This is a genomic window from Bacillus sp. N3378-2at, from assembly GCF_033412715.1.
GTDB classification, from domain to species: Bacteria; Bacillota; Bacilli; order Bacillales; family Bacillaceae; genus Bacillus; species Bacillus subtilis.
Window position 1 is genome coordinate 3,244,261 of sequence record NZ_CP117986.1, and the last position, 14,211, is coordinate 3,258,471.

Here is a 14,211-nt window from a genome sequence, read left to right on the forward strand (position 1 = left end):
ATAAAAGAACTTAGGCAGTGTGAAGAGTAAAATATGCAATGTGAGAAACACTAACAGTATCAGGAGGAGACGTATGATGAATACACTCAACATTGATTTTCAAAAAACAGCATTGGTTATCATTGATTTACAAAAGGGAATTGTGCCGATTGATCAAAGCGGCCAGGTTGTCCCGAACGCGAAAAAGCTCGTAGATAAATTTCGGAAACATAACGGGTTCATCAGCTTTGTAAATGTAGCCTTTCATGATGGAGCGGACGCACTGAAGCCGCAAACGGATGAGCCTGCGCAGGGAGGTTCAGGGGAAATGCCGGCGGACTGGGCTGAATTTGTTCCGGAAATGGGTGTGCAGGATGGCGATTATACTGTGACAAAACGGCAATGGGGTGCTTTTTTTGGCACAGATTTAGACTTGCAGCTGAGACGGCGCGGCATTGATACGATTGTATTGTGCGGCATCGCAACGAATATCGGGGTGGAAAGCACAGCACGGGAGGCATTTCAGCTTGGCTATCAGCAGATTTTTATTACAGATGCCATGTCCACATTTAGCGATGAAGAGCATGAAGCCACACTGCGCTTTATTTTCCCGAGAATCGGTAAATCGCGAACGACGGAAGAGTTTCTGGAACAAGTGAAATGATGTTGTCGAAAAAAAGCCGGGCTGTTTTTTTAACAGCGGTGGCTTCGGGAACAATGCTGAATCCGCTGAACTCGTCTATGATCTCTCTTGCGCTCCATAGCATCCAGCATGAGTTTCACCTCTCGTTTACAACGGTTTCCTGGCTGATTTCCTCGTTTTACTTGGCGAGTGCCGTAGCGCAGCCGGTTACGGGAAAGCTCGGTGATTTGATTGGGCGGAAACGCTTGTTTTTATTCGGGCTTATTCTTGTTGCGGTTTCTGCCATCGGGGCGCCGTTTGCGCCGACGTTTATGACATTATTGGTCATGCGGCTGTTTCAATCGGTGGGGAGCAGCGCGATTTATCCGTCAGGTGTCGGCTTGATTCGGAATCATATTCATGAGCGCCAAGCTTCAGCCTTGGCTGTACTCTCTATTTTTGCGTCCGCCATGACGGCGCTGGGGCCGACAGTCGGCGGTTTTTTGATTGTATGGGGAGGCTGGCCGGCGATCTTTATCGTTAATTTGCCGTTTATTATCCTCAGCTTCTTATTGGGCCTGTATATGTTCCCGAAAGATCAGAAAAAAGGGGCAGGAATCAAAACCATTATTCAGCAGCTCGACATTCTTGGAATTGTTTTATTTGCCGGGGGAATCATTTTCCTTCTATCCTTTTTGCTGTCGTTCAGCACGTCGCCGCATGCGGTTGAAGGTGTGCTTGGCTTGCTTCTGCTCTGTGCGTTTGTCTGGCGCGAGCTGAAAACGGATAAGCCGTTTATTGATGTCCGTCTGTTTAAAACACAGCGAAACCTGTCAGCCGTGTATGTTCAGTTTATTTTATTGAATGTTTTCTTCTATTGTTTATTTTTTGGTCTGCCAAGTTACTTTCAGGATGAAATGCATCTTTCTGTTCAAACGAGCGGCCTGTTTATGCTGTTTATGTCTGGAATGAGCATCGTTGTGTCACCTTTAACTGGAAAATGGATCGACCGATCTGGTGTCGTCAAACCGATCTTTGCGGGAGCGCTTTTGATGACGGCTGGAGCCGTGCTCTTAACCATCTTTTTTATCAATGTCGAGACCATTGGGAAAGGCCTCATTCTATCGCTCTTGGGTATAGGCTACGGACTGGGAAATGTCGCGCTTCAGGCAGCGATGCTGAAAACGAGTCCTTCCAACATGGTAGGAACGACTTCAGGCCTGTTTCAAACCTGCCGTTACCTAGGATCGATTTTGTCTTCGGTGATCCTTGGCATTCTTTTTGGTAAAGAAATCACGGCAGCCCATTTTGATATGATGGGAATCATTATGATCATAGCGGGCGGAGCAAGCCTGTTAATGGCTGTGAGATTTGCTGCATTAATGAAAACTGCATCTTAAGAAAGAGATGGGCTCTGAGGTCTGTCTCTTTTTCTTGTTTAAGCTGTTCAAATACAGACGGGAAAATTGTATATCATAGCCAGTGTTATTGTCTGACCTTTCAGTTATATTAAGTGACATCTAATGTCAAAAAACATAACATGTGATGACATATAGACAATATGGAAAGGGGAGCCGGCTATGAAATTAAAAGAGAGTCAGCAGCAATCCAACAGGCTGAGCAATGAAGATCTGGTGCCTTTGGGACAGGAAAAACGGACGTGGAAAGCAATGAACTTTGCCTCCATTTGGATGGGATGTATACATAACATACCGACCTACGCGACCGTGGGAGGATTAATTGCGATCGGCCTTTCGCCTTGGCAGGTGCTGGCGATCATTATTACGGCATCACTTATCCTATTTGGCGCTCTTGCTTTAAACGGCCATGCGGGGACAAAATACGGGCTGCCGTTTCCCGTGATCATTCGGGCTTCTTACGGGATATACGGCGCGAATATCCCCGCGCTTCTAAGGGCGTTTACAGCTATCATGTGGCTTGGCATCCAGACCTTTGCGGGCAGCACGGCACTGAACATTTTGCTTTTGAATATGTGGCCAGGCTGGGGAGAAATTGGCGGCGAGTGGAACATTCTCGGCATTCACTTGTCCGGTTTGCTTTCCTTTGTATTCTTTTGGGCCATTCATTTACTCGTATTGCATCACGGCATGGAGTCGATTAAACGTTTTGAGGTGTGGGCAGGGCCTTTAGTGTATCTGGTATTTGGCGGCATGGTATGGTGGGCCGTTGATATTGCCGGAGGATTGGGCCCGATATACTCTCAACCAGGAAAGTTTCATACGTTTTCAGAAACATTCTGGCCGTTTGCTGCCGGAGTTACTGGCATCATCGGCATCTGGGCGACATTGATCTTAAATATACCTGATTTTACACGGTTTGCTGAAACACAAAAAGAGCAAATCAAAGGACAATTTTACGGCTTGCCGGGAACGTTTGCGCTTTTCGCATTCGCAAGTATTACGGTGACCTCCGGCTCGCAGGTCGCGTTCGGAGAGCCGATTTGGGATGTTGTCGATATTTTGGCGCGGTTTGATAACCCTTATGTCATCGTCTTGTCCGTGATCACACTCTGCATCGCCACGATCTCTGTAAATGTCGCGGCGAACATCGTATCGCCCGCTTATGATATAGCGAATGCCCTGCCGAAATATATCAATTTCAAACGTGGCAGCTTTATCACAGCGTTGCTCGCTTTATTTACGGTTCCATGGAAGCTGATGGAGAGCGCGACAAGCGTGTATGCGTTTCTTGGCTTAATAGGCGGCATGCTTGGACCGGTGGCAGGCGTGATGATGGCCGACTATTTTATCATTCGCAAACGTGAGCTCTCGGTAGATGACCTGTATTCCGAAACAGGACGGTATGTGTATTGGAAGGGCTACAATTACCGTGCGTTTGCAGCCACAATGTTAGGAGCGCTGATTTCGCTGATTGGCATGTATGTTCCTGCATTGAAAAGCTTATACGATATTTCTTGGTTTGTAGGTGTGCTAATCTCCTTTCTTTTCTACATTGTTCTGATGCGTGTTCACCCGCCTGCATCATTGGCAATTGAAACGGTTGAACATGCGCAGGTCAGCCAGGCTGAATAAGATCTATTTAGACGGTATATTTTCATATTTTTGAAATGGTTTTCCATAAATTAAACATTTATAATTGTTTTAGAAATCTATTCTAAAACGAAATGGGAATCGAAAATGAGAAAATGGTATTTTATTCTTTTGGCGGGTGTTTTAACGTCTGTCATCCTCGCTTTCGTTTATGATAAGACAAAAGCGAATGAGGAAGGATCTGGGGATTATCTGTATGTTTCGCTAAATGGCAGTGATCAAAATGAAGGAACAAAAGAAAAACCGTTTCGTACATTGGCACACGCATCTGAGAAGGCTGCTGCCGGCACAACTGTCATGATTCGGGAGGGCACGTATCATGAGACCCTTGATGTAAAGCACAGCGGTACGGACGGAAAGCCTATCACATTCCGAAACTATGAAAATGAAAACGTCGTGATTAGCGGTGAATCCATTACGAACGCTGAATATGAAACACCGCTTATTCGTATTCACGATAAACATGACATTGCCATCAGCGGTTTAACAATTCAAGATCTTTCTGTTTCATCTGAGGAAGCAACTGCTATAGGGATTTATGTATCAGGGTCCAGCAGTCATATTGCCATTAAGGATAATCACATCCGGGGTATTAAGACAACTGCGGATGAAGGAAATGCTCACGGAATCGCAGTTTATGGGACTGGCAGCATGAAAGACATCCAAATCGAGGACAATACAGTTGAGAAACTGACGCTTGGAGCGAGTGAAGCAGTTGTGCTGAACGGTAATATCGACGGCTTCACAGTTGCAGGCAATGTGGTCCGCAACAATAACAACATCGGGATTGATCTAATTGGTTATGAGGGAACCGCGGATAAAAACGATTACGTGCGAAACGGAATCGTAGAAAACAATACAGTTTATCAAAACTCGACTTACGGCAATCCTGCTTATGGAGATGAATACTCAGCGGGCGGGATTTATGTCGATGGAGGACACAAGATCGAAATTAAGAACAACACAGTTTACGATAACGATATTGGGATTGAAGCAACGTCTGAACACAAAGGAAAGTATGCAAATGCCATTCAGATCACTGACAACAAAGTGTACAACAATGCGTACACCGGTATTTCAATCGGAGGATATGACAAAAAGCGGGGCGGCACCAGCAATTCTCTGATTGCCCGCAATATTATGTACCGGAATGACACAAAGGGACTGTACGGCGGACAGCTGCTGCTGCAGTACGATACGAAAAACAACACAATTGAAAAGAATATATTGACGGCCGGTGATTCCAGATTATTTATCGGAAACGATTTTACAGAAAATGAAGGAAATACGGTCAATCATAACGTGTACCACAAGGAAGCGGATCAAGACGGCATTTGGATGTGGAAAAAGAAAGAATATGATTCATTTTCGTCGTATCTAAAAGCAACAAAAAACGATCAGCAATCCATATATGCCGATCCGATGTTTCGTGATGAAGCGTCCTATGATTTTTCGTTAGATCCTGATTCACCTGCGCGGCCTGTCATTGAATAATTGCTATAAGCGGCGTTCTCTTAGAGAGCGCCGTTTTTTATATGCAAAAAAGACTGCCGGGATTTCCCGGCAGCCTGAAATTTATTCTGCAATAGACACTTTTCCTTCAGCCTCTGCAGTTTTTTTCTGGCTCCACGTATAGAGAAGCAGAGCAATTAAAACGAACAGCCCCGCTGTTAAATAAATGGCAGAGAAGCCGGCAGATGCTACAAACAATCCGAATACATACGATCCTACAGCAATTCCGCTGTCAAAGAAGGTAAAGAACGTTGCCGTTGCAAAACCGGAGCGGTGAGCCGGAGATTTCTGAATCGCCAATGTTTGCATGCAAGGAACGATTGATCCGTAGCCAAGACCGATAACCGCCCCTGAAAGCAGAAGCATTAAGCCGCTATGTGTGAAGGACAGCATGCAGAGTCCGACAGAGAAAATCAGGATTGATGGATAAATGACAATGCCCGGTCCGACTTTGTCGAACAATTTCCCTGTGAACGGGCGTGCAATCATCATTGTCACCGCAAAACAAACAAAGAAATATCCGCTGATATCCGAAAGGTCAACTGATTTGGCGAATACAGACAGATATGATGTGACTGTTGAATAACAGAAAGAAATAAACAAACCGACCGTCGCAATTTTGAGTGCGCCCTTTTCAAACATATCCGAGAACGCAAAACGGAATACAGTCGTGCCGCTGTCCTTACTTTGCGGCACTTTTATCAAGAACGAAACAAGTAAGCCCGCAACCATAAACAGCGCAAAGGCTGTAAAGAATACAGGAAAGCTTACCACTCTCATCAAATTCAGGCCAAGGAAAGGCCCAATCGCCATAGCGAGGTTCATAGACATGGCAAAGTATCCAAGCCCTTCACCGCGCCGTTTGGCTGGAATAATATCAGCGGCAATTGCACCTGTAACAGTCGTTAAAATGCTGAACCAAATCCCTTGGAAGAACCGCAATCCGAGCAGCAGGGAAAAGTTATGAATCGGCATATACAGAAAAGATGATAGGGCGAAGAGCGCCATTGATACAATCGCCATTCTTTTCTTCCCGAAACGCTCAACGATGGCTCCGGAGAAAGGCCGTGTAATGATCGCAGACAGAAGGAACAGGCTGATTAAAAGCCCGCCTTGTGATTCTGTACCGCCAAGCTCTTGCAGCGTGTAGATCGGCAATACAGTTAAAAATGTATAAAAGAACACAAACACAAATAAATTGACAAGCAGGACCATAATAAAATCCTTGGTCCATATCGCATCCGCTTTTTTCAAATGTATGTCACTTCCTTATTTTCATTGTTGTAAAAACATGCGGAATAAATGAGAAAAAGCTTCTTTATCTTCATCCCGGAAATCAGCAAGCAGCTCTTCCTCGAATTTCAGCATTTTCACATTGATTTCTTCGTATTTTTTCTCGGCTTCTTTTGTGAGGACAACAAGTTTTTCCCGTTTGTCTTCACCTTGCCGTCTCTGAACCCAGCCGTTCTCCTCCAGGCGTTTGATCGTCCGAGTCACAGTCGGCGCTTCCACATTTAAATAGGACCAAATCTCTTTTTGAGTCATTGGTCCGATCGTACGCAAACAATATAAAACTGACCATTGGGATGAATAAAGGCCGAATGGCTCTAGCTGTTCATTGGCTTTCTTGGCAATCAGGCGGGCGCTTTGGTTGATTTGATGAATGAGGTGTCTGTTGACGTAGGACATGTCGGTCTCCTTCTAAAAAACTTACCTAAGTAACTAATTGCTTATTTCATTTTACAGGAGCGATCGATAGTTGTAAAGGTGAAAATTTAGTGACGCGAAATAGTTTGCTGAATCTGAAAAAGTTCGTTTCACCCCTTGTCCTTATTGAGTTTTTAGCATATTCCCAAAAGAATGCTAATACACTGTTACAAACCTAACAAAGAGAGTGTTTGAGGTGAGGGATCGTGGGCATATTTCACAAACTTACTTTTAAAACCATACAACGAAGAAGCGGCATAATGAACGACTCTTTACAGAATACGGATCTCATTTCACACTTCTCACATCCATTTTAGGGAGGTCGAGTGGTGTGCACGATTACATCAAAGAGCGAACAATCAAGATAGGGAAGTACATCGTGGAGACAAAGAAAACCGTTCGTGTCATTGCGAAGGAATTTGGTGTTTCCAAAAGTACAGTACACAAGGATTTAACAGAGCGTCTGCCTGAAATTAACCCCGACTTGGCAAACGAAGTGAAAGAAATACTCGATTATCATAAATCCATCAGGCATTTAAGAGGAGGAGAAGCGACAAAGCTCAAATATAAAAAAGATGAAATTCTCGAAGGAGAGCCTGTTCAGCAATCGTAATCACCTGGCATTGCCTTCTTGAAATCGTTCATAAAACATCCGCAAAAATTTGTAAAGAACTTATTGTGCTTCCAACTTTTTTTCTATATTTTATGATAATATATATAATTAGGGCACAATGTGGATATTTACTGTGAAACAGATTTTCAAGGAGGATATAAATAGATGTTTGCAAGGGATATTGGTATTGACCTCGGTACTGCAAATGTACTGATCCATGTTAAAGGTAAAGGAATTGTTCTGAATGAACCTTCCGTTGTTGCACTTGATAAAAACAGCGGCAAAGTGCTGGCGGTTGGCGAAGAGGCAAGACGAATGGTTGGACGTACACCTGGGAATATTGTTGCGATTCGCCCGCTGAAAGACGGAGTTATTGCTGACTTTGAAGTAACAGAAGCAATGCTGAAACATTTTATTAACAAGCTGAATGTAAAAGGCCTGTTCTCAAAGCCGCGCATGCTCATTTGCTGCCCGACGAATATTACATCCGTTGAGCAAAAAGCAATTAAAGAAGCTGCAGAAAAAAGCGGCGGGAAACATGTGTACCTTGAAGAAGAACCTAAAGTTGCCGCTATCGGCGCGGGTATGGAAATATTCCAGCCAAGCGGTAACATGGTTGTAGACATCGGAGGCGGGACGACGGATATCGCGGTTATTTCAATGGGCGATATTGTCACCTCCTCTTCTATTAAAATGGCTGGGGACAAGTTTGACATGGAAATCTTAAATTATATCAAACGCGAGTACAAGCTGCTGATCGGCGAACGTACTGCGGAGGATATTAAGATTAAAGTCGCAACTGTTTTCCCAGACGCACGTCACGAGGAAATTTCCATTCGCGGACGGGACATGGTTTCCGGTCTTCCAAGAACAATTACAGTAAACAGTAAAGAAGTTGAAGAAGCCCTTCGTGAATCTGTCGCTGTTATTGTTCAGGCTGCGAAACAAGTGCTCGAAAGAACACCGCCTGAACTTTCTGCTGATATTATTGACCGCGGCGTTATTATTACCGGCGGAGGCGCGCTCTTAAACGGCCTTGACCAGCTGCTTGCTGAAGAGCTGAAGGTACCGGTCCTCGTTGCTGAAAATCCTATGGATTGCGTAGCCATCGGCACAGGTGTCATGCTTGATAATATGGACAAGCTTCCTAAACGCAAACTAAGCTGATTTCACAAACCTCATTCTGAAAAAGAATGAGGTTTTTTTATGAAAAAGCCTTCACGAAAAGATGTTAAATGACGATAATAGGATAAAATACTGAGTTTTTATTATAGAACGAACGTTCCTATATGACAACTGGAAAAAATGCCATTTTTAGAGGTGGGAAATTTGTTAAAAGGATTATATACAGCAACATCCGCAATGATTGCCCAGCAGCGAAGAACGGAAATGCTTTCAAATAATATTGCTAACGCAAATACATCAGGATATAAAGCTGATCAAGGCTCGATGCGCGCGTTCCCTGAAATGCTGCTCAGCAGAATAGAATCAAAATCTCCGGCCGGGACATCGAGGACGGAAATCGGTTCCGTGAATACCGGAGTATATATGCAGGAGCTTAAGCCTCTCTTTACACAGGGAAGCCTGAAGTCCACAGACCAGCCTATAGACATTGCATTGATCGAAAATCAAGTTCCGATGAATGCGGAAACCAATGAAAACGCGGCTCTTTTTTATCCGGTTCAAACAGCGGATGGAATCCGTTACTCAAAAAGCAGCACATTTTCATTAAATGAGAACAATCAACTGACGATCAACGGACGCCCTGTTTTATCGACGGATCGCCAGCCAATCACTGTTGATAATGAGAATTTCACTGTGTCTGAAAACGGTACTGTGACAACGAACGGACGGACAGCCGGCCAGATTGATGTCAGAATGGCGGAAGATGTCCGCAATCTCAAACGGGACGGAAATGATTTGTACAGCACGGCGGACGGTAATGATCTGCCAAGCGCAGCCGGAAACAATCAGGTATCTTATTCATTAAAACAAGGCGTCTCAGAGCTTTCAAACGTGGATGTGACAAGCGCCTATACAGAAATGACTGAAGCGTACAGATCGTTTGAGGCCAATCAGAAGGTTATTCAGGCTTACGATAAAAGTATGGATAAAGCAGCAAATGAGATCGGAAAAATTTAAGGTAACGGAAGAAAAAACGGAGGACATCAACTATGCTTAGGTCAATGCTAACGGCATCAACAACCTTAAACCAGCTGCAGCAGCAGATTGACACTATCAGCAGCAACCTTTCAAACAGCAACACAACCGGCTATAAGGCAAAAGATACGAATTTTTCTGAGCTTGTCAGACAGCAATTCGATCAGGTTGATGAAAAAAACGAGGAAGTGGCAAAAGCCCGAAAAACGCCGCCCGGCTTACGCCTTGGCGTCGGAGCGATGATGAATTCACGCCTGGTCTCTGATCAAGGAAGCATTCAGAAGACCGATCGCGATCTGGATATCGCATTTACGTCTCCATACCAGTATCTTCAGGTAAATGTAAATGGAAACCGCCAGTATACGAGGGACGGGGCGCTGTATGTAACGCCGTCCGCTGCGAATGCCAACCAGCTGCAGCTCGTCACTGGAAATGGGTATCCCGTACTTGATGAGAACGGCAATACAGTGAACATCGACAGCTCAATGAAGAATATCACCATCAATAAGAACGGCACCTTAACCGCATCTGACGGAAACGCGGTTCAGCGGTTTAATCTTGGCGTTGTCCAAGTGAATAACCCTCAAGAGCTGAAATCCGAAGGGAATAACCTTTTCTCTATTGATAATGCGGCAGCTTTTGAAGAGCTAAACGGCGCTAATAGACAAAACATCGGCATGCAGCAGGGCTCACTTGAGATGTCCAATGTCGATATTTCAGAACAAATGACAGATTTGATCACGTCCCAGCGTTCATATCAGCTGAACAGCAGAACGATCACAATGGGAGATCAAATGCTCGGTTTAATCAATTCAGTCAGATAATAAGAAAATGGGCGTTTTTCAATCAGCCGCGCATGATAAAAAAAGCGGCTTTTTCGAAATCGTCCTTTTTTTTGTAGTATTCCGTAATATCTTCTAACAGCACTTCTAAATCCACCCACGCCTCGATTTTTTCTAATTCAAGCACATATTCGAGCAGCTGCTCATAGGGATCTTCCACTGAGGTGTAGAGGGCTTCAAGCGTTTTTAATTTTAAATAAATGGTTTGAATGTCTACCTTTTCAGATAATTCTTTTCCTTTTTGAAGGACGGCTTTAGCTTCTGTGATGTTCCCTGTTTTAAAAAGCGCTCTGACAGACTCGTACACACAATGAAGATATGAGACTGGTGAATTCATTTCAAATTCTTGATTCTTTAATACTTTTCTAAAGTAAAGAAGCGCTTCCTGGTCTTTTTTCTCGGTCGCTTTTAAAAAGCCAAGGTTATAATAAGCGTGGCATAGCAGGTTTTCGTCATGTAGTTGCTGGGTTTTCTTAATGATTTCTTTGAAAAGCTGTTCAGCTTTTTCATAGCGTTCTTGATCAATATAATTCACGGCGAGCAAAAGCTTACAGGTGATTACCTTTTTGATATAGCCGAATTGGTGCAAATAGATGTGTAATGCTTTTTTGACGTATTGGATGGAAAGCGGCGGTGATTTCATCAAGTAATAGGCGCCGGCGGTTTGATAATATAAATCAGCGGCTTCAAACGTATTTTGAATGGCGGCCAGGTACTGTTCAGCTTTTTTAAAATGATGTACTGCATGTTTCGGAGCTGTTTTTACCATCTCATATAACCCAGAGAAAAAATACAGATAATATTTCAATTCATCATCCATTTTGTCTTCCAGGCCATATAGGTCATCGAACAATGAATCGAGTCCGTTCTGGTTTTCAAAAAGCAGCTGATGGCGGGCCTGAAACAATTGATAACGCATCCAAAGTTTTGTGTTCTTTTTGATCTTTGGAAGGTGCTGGTCAATTTTCTCTTTCAGTGTGCAAACGTGATTCATTTTGCGTTTGCTCATTGCGGAATACCACTCGTCTAACATGTTTAGCATTCTTTTTTCAATAAACTTCGAAATCATTTTCCTACCTCTTTGCTATTGGTAAAATCTATAATTATCATATCATAACTTTTGACGGCTCTCATTGACAGTTGGTTACATTTTAGCGCGGTTGAAAAAGAGATTAATTCATAATATACTTTTCAAATGTACAGATTGGATCTTTGATGATTGCTATACATACTAATGCAGATGAAGGAGATGTCAAGACAATGCTTGATACTCAGCAAATTAAAGAAATTATTCCTCACCGTTATCCGTTTTTGCTTGTGGATCGGATTACGGAAGTTGAAGAGGGCAAACGGGCAAAAGGCTATAAAAATGTAACCGCTAATGAAGAGTTCTTTAACGGACATTTTCCTCAGTACCCGGTTATGCCCGGCGTATTAATCGTAGAAGCACTCGCTCAAGTCGGAGCTGTTGCGATGTTGATTAAAGAAGAAAACCGCGGCAGACTGGCTTTTTTTGCAGGCATTGATAACTGCCGCTTTAAAAAACAAGTCAAGCCTGGTGACCAGCTTCACCTTGAGGTTGAAATCATTCGTGCCCGCGGCACAATCGGGCGCGGAAAAGGCGTTGCCACAGTTGATGGCGAAGTCGTTTGCGAAGTAGAACTGACTTTTGCCCTCGGAGAATAATTGAAAAAAGGCAAATGGCCAGCGGCACATTTGTCTTTTTTTCTTTACAAATATAGAAAAGCAGGTGATTGTATGTGGAATGAATTTAAAGCCTTTGCCATGCGGGGGAATATCGTAGACCTTGCGATTGGTGTTGTGATAGGCGGCGCTTTCGGAAAGATCGTCACATCTCTAGTAAATGATATCATTATGCCTTTGGTCGGTTTGCTGCTGGGAGGGCTTGACTTTTCAGGCCTGTCGTTTACGTTTGGCGATGCTGTAGTGAAATATGGAAGCTTTATACAGACGATTGTGAACTTCTTAATTATATCGTTCTCCATTTTTATCGTCATTCGGACTTTGAATGGGTTAAGGCGCAAAAAAGAAGCAGCAGAAGAAGAGGCTGCGGAGGAAGCGATGGATGCGCAGGAGGAGCTCCTGAAAGAAATCAGAGACCTGCTGAAGCAGCAAGCAAAGTCTTCGGAATAAAAAAGATGCCGTTATAAACGGCGTCTTTTTTTTATCTCAATTTTCGTTTAGGTTCGTTCTATGTCCTTCAGTCCCGCGGGGCTTTCTGTTGTTTCAGCGAGATGAATGAGCATTGAGACAGAGGTGCCTGCATCCGGAGTGCTGATGATCATCAACTCGCTTCCGCAAAAATGTTTCAGCCGCTGATTGATATTTTTCAACCCGACGCTGCGATCGAAATCCGCAGATAAGAGATCTTTTTGTTTTTCCGGAGGCATCCCCGCACCGTTATCCTTTACTTTGATGTGATACTCATTTTTGCTTTGTTTTTTAGCTGTCAGTTTGATCCATCCTCCGCCACTTTTCTTGCTGACACCGTGAAGAACGGCATTTTCCACCAAGGGCTGAATCATTAAAGGCGGAAGGATAAAGTCAATGTCTTCATCTATATCGAAAAGAACCTCAAGCCGATTACCGAATCGCGTCTTTTCTATAGAAAGATAGGAATTGATAATCGAAAGCTCATGTCTGAAGGAACTGATGGCTGATGTATTTTGAAAGTCAAAACTCATTCTTAAATAGTTGGTAAATTCCTCTGTTACCTCCCGGGCCTTTTCAATATCCAAATGAGTGAGAGAAATAATCGTGTTTAATACATTATAAAGAAAATGAGGCTTGATTTGCGACTGGAGAAACGCTATTTCCATTCTTGTGGCTTGATTTGCTGTATGTTTCATCATGATCAGGTTTTGAATACGCGCCATAAATTCAGAGTAATGATAGGGTTTTTGCAAAATGTCATTCGCTCCGGCATGAAAAGCCTTGTATTTGTCATGGCCGATAATGGCAGCTGTAATGATCAGAACCGGAAGATCAACCATGCTGAATCGTTCGCGAATTTTCATACAGACTTCGAAACCAGTCATATCCGGCATCATAAAGTCACAGCTTCAGGCCTTGCACCGGGACAATACGCTTTTGTTGAAACGAAAGCGCCAGCCGGTTATGTGCTGAACACTGAGAAAATAGAGTTTGAGATTTCTGATTCCTCTGAAGGAAAGCCTGAAGCTACAGATGCCGGGATCGCCATTAAAGCATTCCAGTCAAGTGGAGAACGTCGAAAGCACGTGAAATGTACTTATTTTTACTTCACAATCAAGGCGGCGGATAACAATTAAAAGTGTCGATCTGGAGCTTCCGATCGTAAAAGGCACAACCAATGAAAATCTTTTGATAGGGGCGGCAACAATGCGCCCGGATCAAAAAATGGGTGAGGGAAATTATCCGTTGGCGGGCCATCATTTGAAGCAAAAGAATCTTCTGTTCGGACCTCTGGAAAACATAAAAACAGGTGCCCAAATTGTCATCACGGATTTTAAAAAGGATTATATCTATTCTGTAACATCTAAAGACATCATATCGGAAATGGATGCAGATGTAATTGAGGAGACAAACAAAAAAGAGATTACGCTAATCACATGTGACAAGGCTGTCAAAACTGAAGGGCGCCTTGTTGTGAAAGGGGAATTGGTTGATTCTTTTGGCCATACAAATTAAATATGCAAGTGTGAA

15 protein-coding genes and 2 pseudogenes are annotated in these 14,211 nt (G+C 43.5%); 13 read left to right on the forward strand and 4 right to left on the reverse strand.

What is annotated here, in order from left to right; all coding sequences use genetic code 11:
• The first annotated feature begins 73 nt into the window (after positions 1-73).
• From PUN35_RS17385 to PUN35_RS17400, 4 genes are all read left to right on the forward strand, one after another.
• Positions 74-643 (forward strand): hydrolase, encoded by a 570-nt coding sequence (locus tag PUN35_RS17385; protein WP_014481155.1) that lies wholly within the window; start codon positions 74-76, stop codon positions 641-643.
• On the forward strand, positions 643-2,001 hold the full coding sequence (locus tag PUN35_RS17390) for an MFS transporter (RefSeq protein ID WP_014481154.1): 1,359 nt from the start codon (positions 643-645) through the stop codon (positions 1,999-2,001). The genes PUN35_RS17385 and PUN35_RS17390 overlap by 1 nt, the downstream gene beginning before the upstream one ends.
• Positions 2,002-2,181: 180 nt before the next feature.
• A complete protein-coding gene (gene pucI / locus PUN35_RS17395; RefSeq protein WP_014481153.1) occupies positions 2,182-3,654 on the forward strand; it encodes an allantoin permease in 1,473 nt (490 codons plus the stop codon).
• 105 nt (positions 3,655-3,759) lie between these two features.
• Positions 3,760-5,166 (forward strand): right-handed parallel beta-helix repeat-containing protein, encoded by a 1,407-nt coding sequence (locus PUN35_RS17400; RefSeq protein WP_014481152.1) that lies wholly within the window; start codon positions 3,760-3,762, stop codon positions 5,164-5,166.
• Positions 5,167-5,247: 81 nt separating this feature from the next.
• Here PUN35_RS17400 and PUN35_RS17405 read toward each other — a convergent pair whose 3' ends face one another.
• The gene (locus PUN35_RS17405) at positions 5,248-6,438 is read right to left on the reverse strand and encodes an MFS transporter (protein ID WP_014481151.1); all 1,191 of its coding nucleotides are present in this window, start codon (positions 6,436-6,438) and stop codon (positions 5,248-5,250) included.
• Positions 6,439-6,459: 21 nt separating this feature from the next.
• Complete coding sequence (locus tag PUN35_RS17410; RefSeq protein WP_003227771.1) at positions 6,460-6,873, reverse strand: MarR family winged helix-turn-helix transcriptional regulator; 414 nt, start codon at positions 6,871-6,873, stop codon at positions 6,460-6,462.
• Positions 6,874-7,097: 224 nt separating this feature from the next.
• Here PUN35_RS17410 and PUN35_RS17415 point away from each other — a divergent pair, with 224 nt between their 5' ends.
• From PUN35_RS17415 to flhP, 5 genes are all read left to right on the forward strand, one after another.
• Complete coding sequence (locus PUN35_RS17415; protein ID WP_010886628.1) at positions 7,098-7,208, forward strand: protein usd; 111 nt, start codon at positions 7,098-7,100, stop codon at positions 7,206-7,208.
• A gap of 14 nt (positions 7,209-7,222) precedes the next feature.
• Positions 7,223-7,504 carry a sporulation transcriptional regulator SpoIIID gene (gene spoIIID, locus PUN35_RS17420; RefSeq protein WP_003221804.1) on the forward strand — a complete coding sequence of 94 codons (282 nt, stop codon included), beginning with the start codon at positions 7,223-7,225 and terminating at the stop codon, positions 7,502-7,504.
• Positions 7,505-7,669: 165 nt separating this feature from the next.
• Positions 7,670-8,671, forward strand: a complete 1,002-nt coding sequence (gene mbl, locus PUN35_RS17425) for a cell shape-determining protein Mbl (RefSeq protein ID WP_003227776.1) — start codon at positions 7,670-7,672, stop codon at positions 8,669-8,671.
• A gap of 162 nt (positions 8,672-8,833) precedes the next feature.
• Complete coding sequence (flhO, locus tag PUN35_RS17430) at positions 8,834-9,646, forward strand: flagellar hook-basal body complex protein FlhO (RefSeq protein WP_014481150.1); 813 nt, start codon at positions 8,834-8,836, stop codon at positions 9,644-9,646.
• Positions 9,647-9,678: 32 nt separating this feature from the next.
• Positions 9,679-10,488 (forward strand): flagellar hook-basal body complex protein FlhP, encoded by an 810-nt coding sequence (gene flhP / locus PUN35_RS17435; protein ID WP_014478212.1) that lies wholly within the window; start codon positions 9,679-9,681, stop codon positions 10,486-10,488.
• Between the two features lie 22 nt (positions 10,489-10,510).
• Here the strand turns inward: flhP and rapD are convergent, their stop codons facing one another.
• Complete coding sequence (gene rapD, locus PUN35_RS17440) at positions 10,511-11,575, reverse strand: aspartate phosphatase RapD (RefSeq protein WP_014481149.1); 1,065 nt, start codon at positions 11,573-11,575, stop codon at positions 10,511-10,513.
• A gap of 191 nt (positions 11,576-11,766) precedes the next feature.
• On the opposite strand from rapD, the gene fabZ reads away from it, so the two are divergent.
• Entirely contained in the window at positions 11,767-12,192 is a 426-nt protein-coding gene (fabZ, locus tag PUN35_RS17445; protein WP_003221796.1) for a 3-hydroxyacyl-ACP dehydratase FabZ, read from the forward strand.
• Between the two features lie 72 nt (positions 12,193-12,264).
• Entirely contained in the window at positions 12,265-12,660 is a 396-nt protein-coding gene (gene mscL, locus PUN35_RS17450) for a large conductance mechanosensitive channel protein MscL (protein WP_072592613.1), read from the forward strand.
• 47 nt (positions 12,661-12,707) lie between these two features.
• Here the strand turns inward: mscL and PUN35_RS17455 are convergent, their stop codons facing one another.
• Positions 12,708-13,544: a sensor histidine kinase gene (locus PUN35_RS17455; RefSeq protein WP_014481147.1), complete on the reverse strand. Its 837-nt coding sequence runs from the start codon at positions 13,542-13,544 to the stop codon at positions 12,708-12,710.
• A gap of 33 nt (positions 13,545-13,577) precedes the next feature.
• Here PUN35_RS17455 and PUN35_RS22515 point away from each other — a divergent pair.
• Both PUN35_RS22515 and PUN35_RS17465 read left to right on the forward strand, forming a co-directional pair.
• Positions 13,578-13,730, forward strand: a pseudogene (locus PUN35_RS22515) (prealbumin-like fold domain-containing protein); the annotation flags it as partial.
• A gap of 73 nt (positions 13,731-13,803) precedes the next feature.
• A pseudogene (locus PUN35_RS17465) lies at positions 13,804-14,196 on the forward strand (class A sortase); the annotation flags it as partial.
• Between the last annotated feature and the right edge of the window lie 15 nt (positions 14,197-14,211).

Excerpts from the sequence above, each read along its gene's own strand:
- PUN35_RS17455 (WP_014481147.1), bottom strand. The coding sequence starts at position 13,544 with ATGAAAATTCGCGAACGATTCAGCATGGTTGATCTTCCGGTTCTGATC.
- pucI (WP_014481153.1), top strand. The coding sequence starts at position 2,182 with ATGAAATTAAAAGAGAGTCAGCAGCAATCCAACAGGCTGAGCAATGAA.
- mscL (WP_072592613.1), top strand. The coding sequence starts at position 12,265 with ATGTGGAATGAATTTAAAGCCTTTGCCATGCGGGGGAATATCGTAGAC.
- PUN35_RS17410 (WP_003227771.1), bottom strand. The coding sequence starts at position 6,873 with ATGTCCTACGTCAACAGACACCTCATTCATCAAATCAACCAAAGCGCC.
- rapD (WP_014481149.1), bottom strand. The coding sequence starts at position 11,575 with ATGATTTCGAAGTTTATTGAAAAAAGAATGCTAAACATGTTAGACGAG.
- PUN35_RS17385 (WP_014481155.1), top strand. The coding sequence starts at position 74 with ATGATGAATACACTCAACATTGATTTTCAAAAAACAGCATTGGTTATC.
- flhP (WP_014478212.1), top strand. The coding sequence starts at position 9,679 with ATGCTTAGGTCAATGCTAACGGCATCAACAACCTTAAACCAGCTGCAG.
- mbl (WP_003227776.1), top strand. The coding sequence starts at position 7,670 with ATGTTTGCAAGGGATATTGGTATTGACCTCGGTACTGCAAATGTACTG.
- PUN35_RS17400 (WP_014481152.1), top strand. The coding sequence starts at position 3,760 with ATGAGAAAATGGTATTTTATTCTTTTGGCGGGTGTTTTAACGTCTGTC.
- PUN35_RS17390 (WP_014481154.1), top strand. The coding sequence starts at position 643 with ATGTTGTCGAAAAAAAGCCGGGCTGTTTTTTTAACAGCGGTGGCTTCG.
- fabZ (WP_003221796.1), top strand. The coding sequence starts at position 11,767 with ATGCTTGATACTCAGCAAATTAAAGAAATTATTCCTCACCGTTATCCG.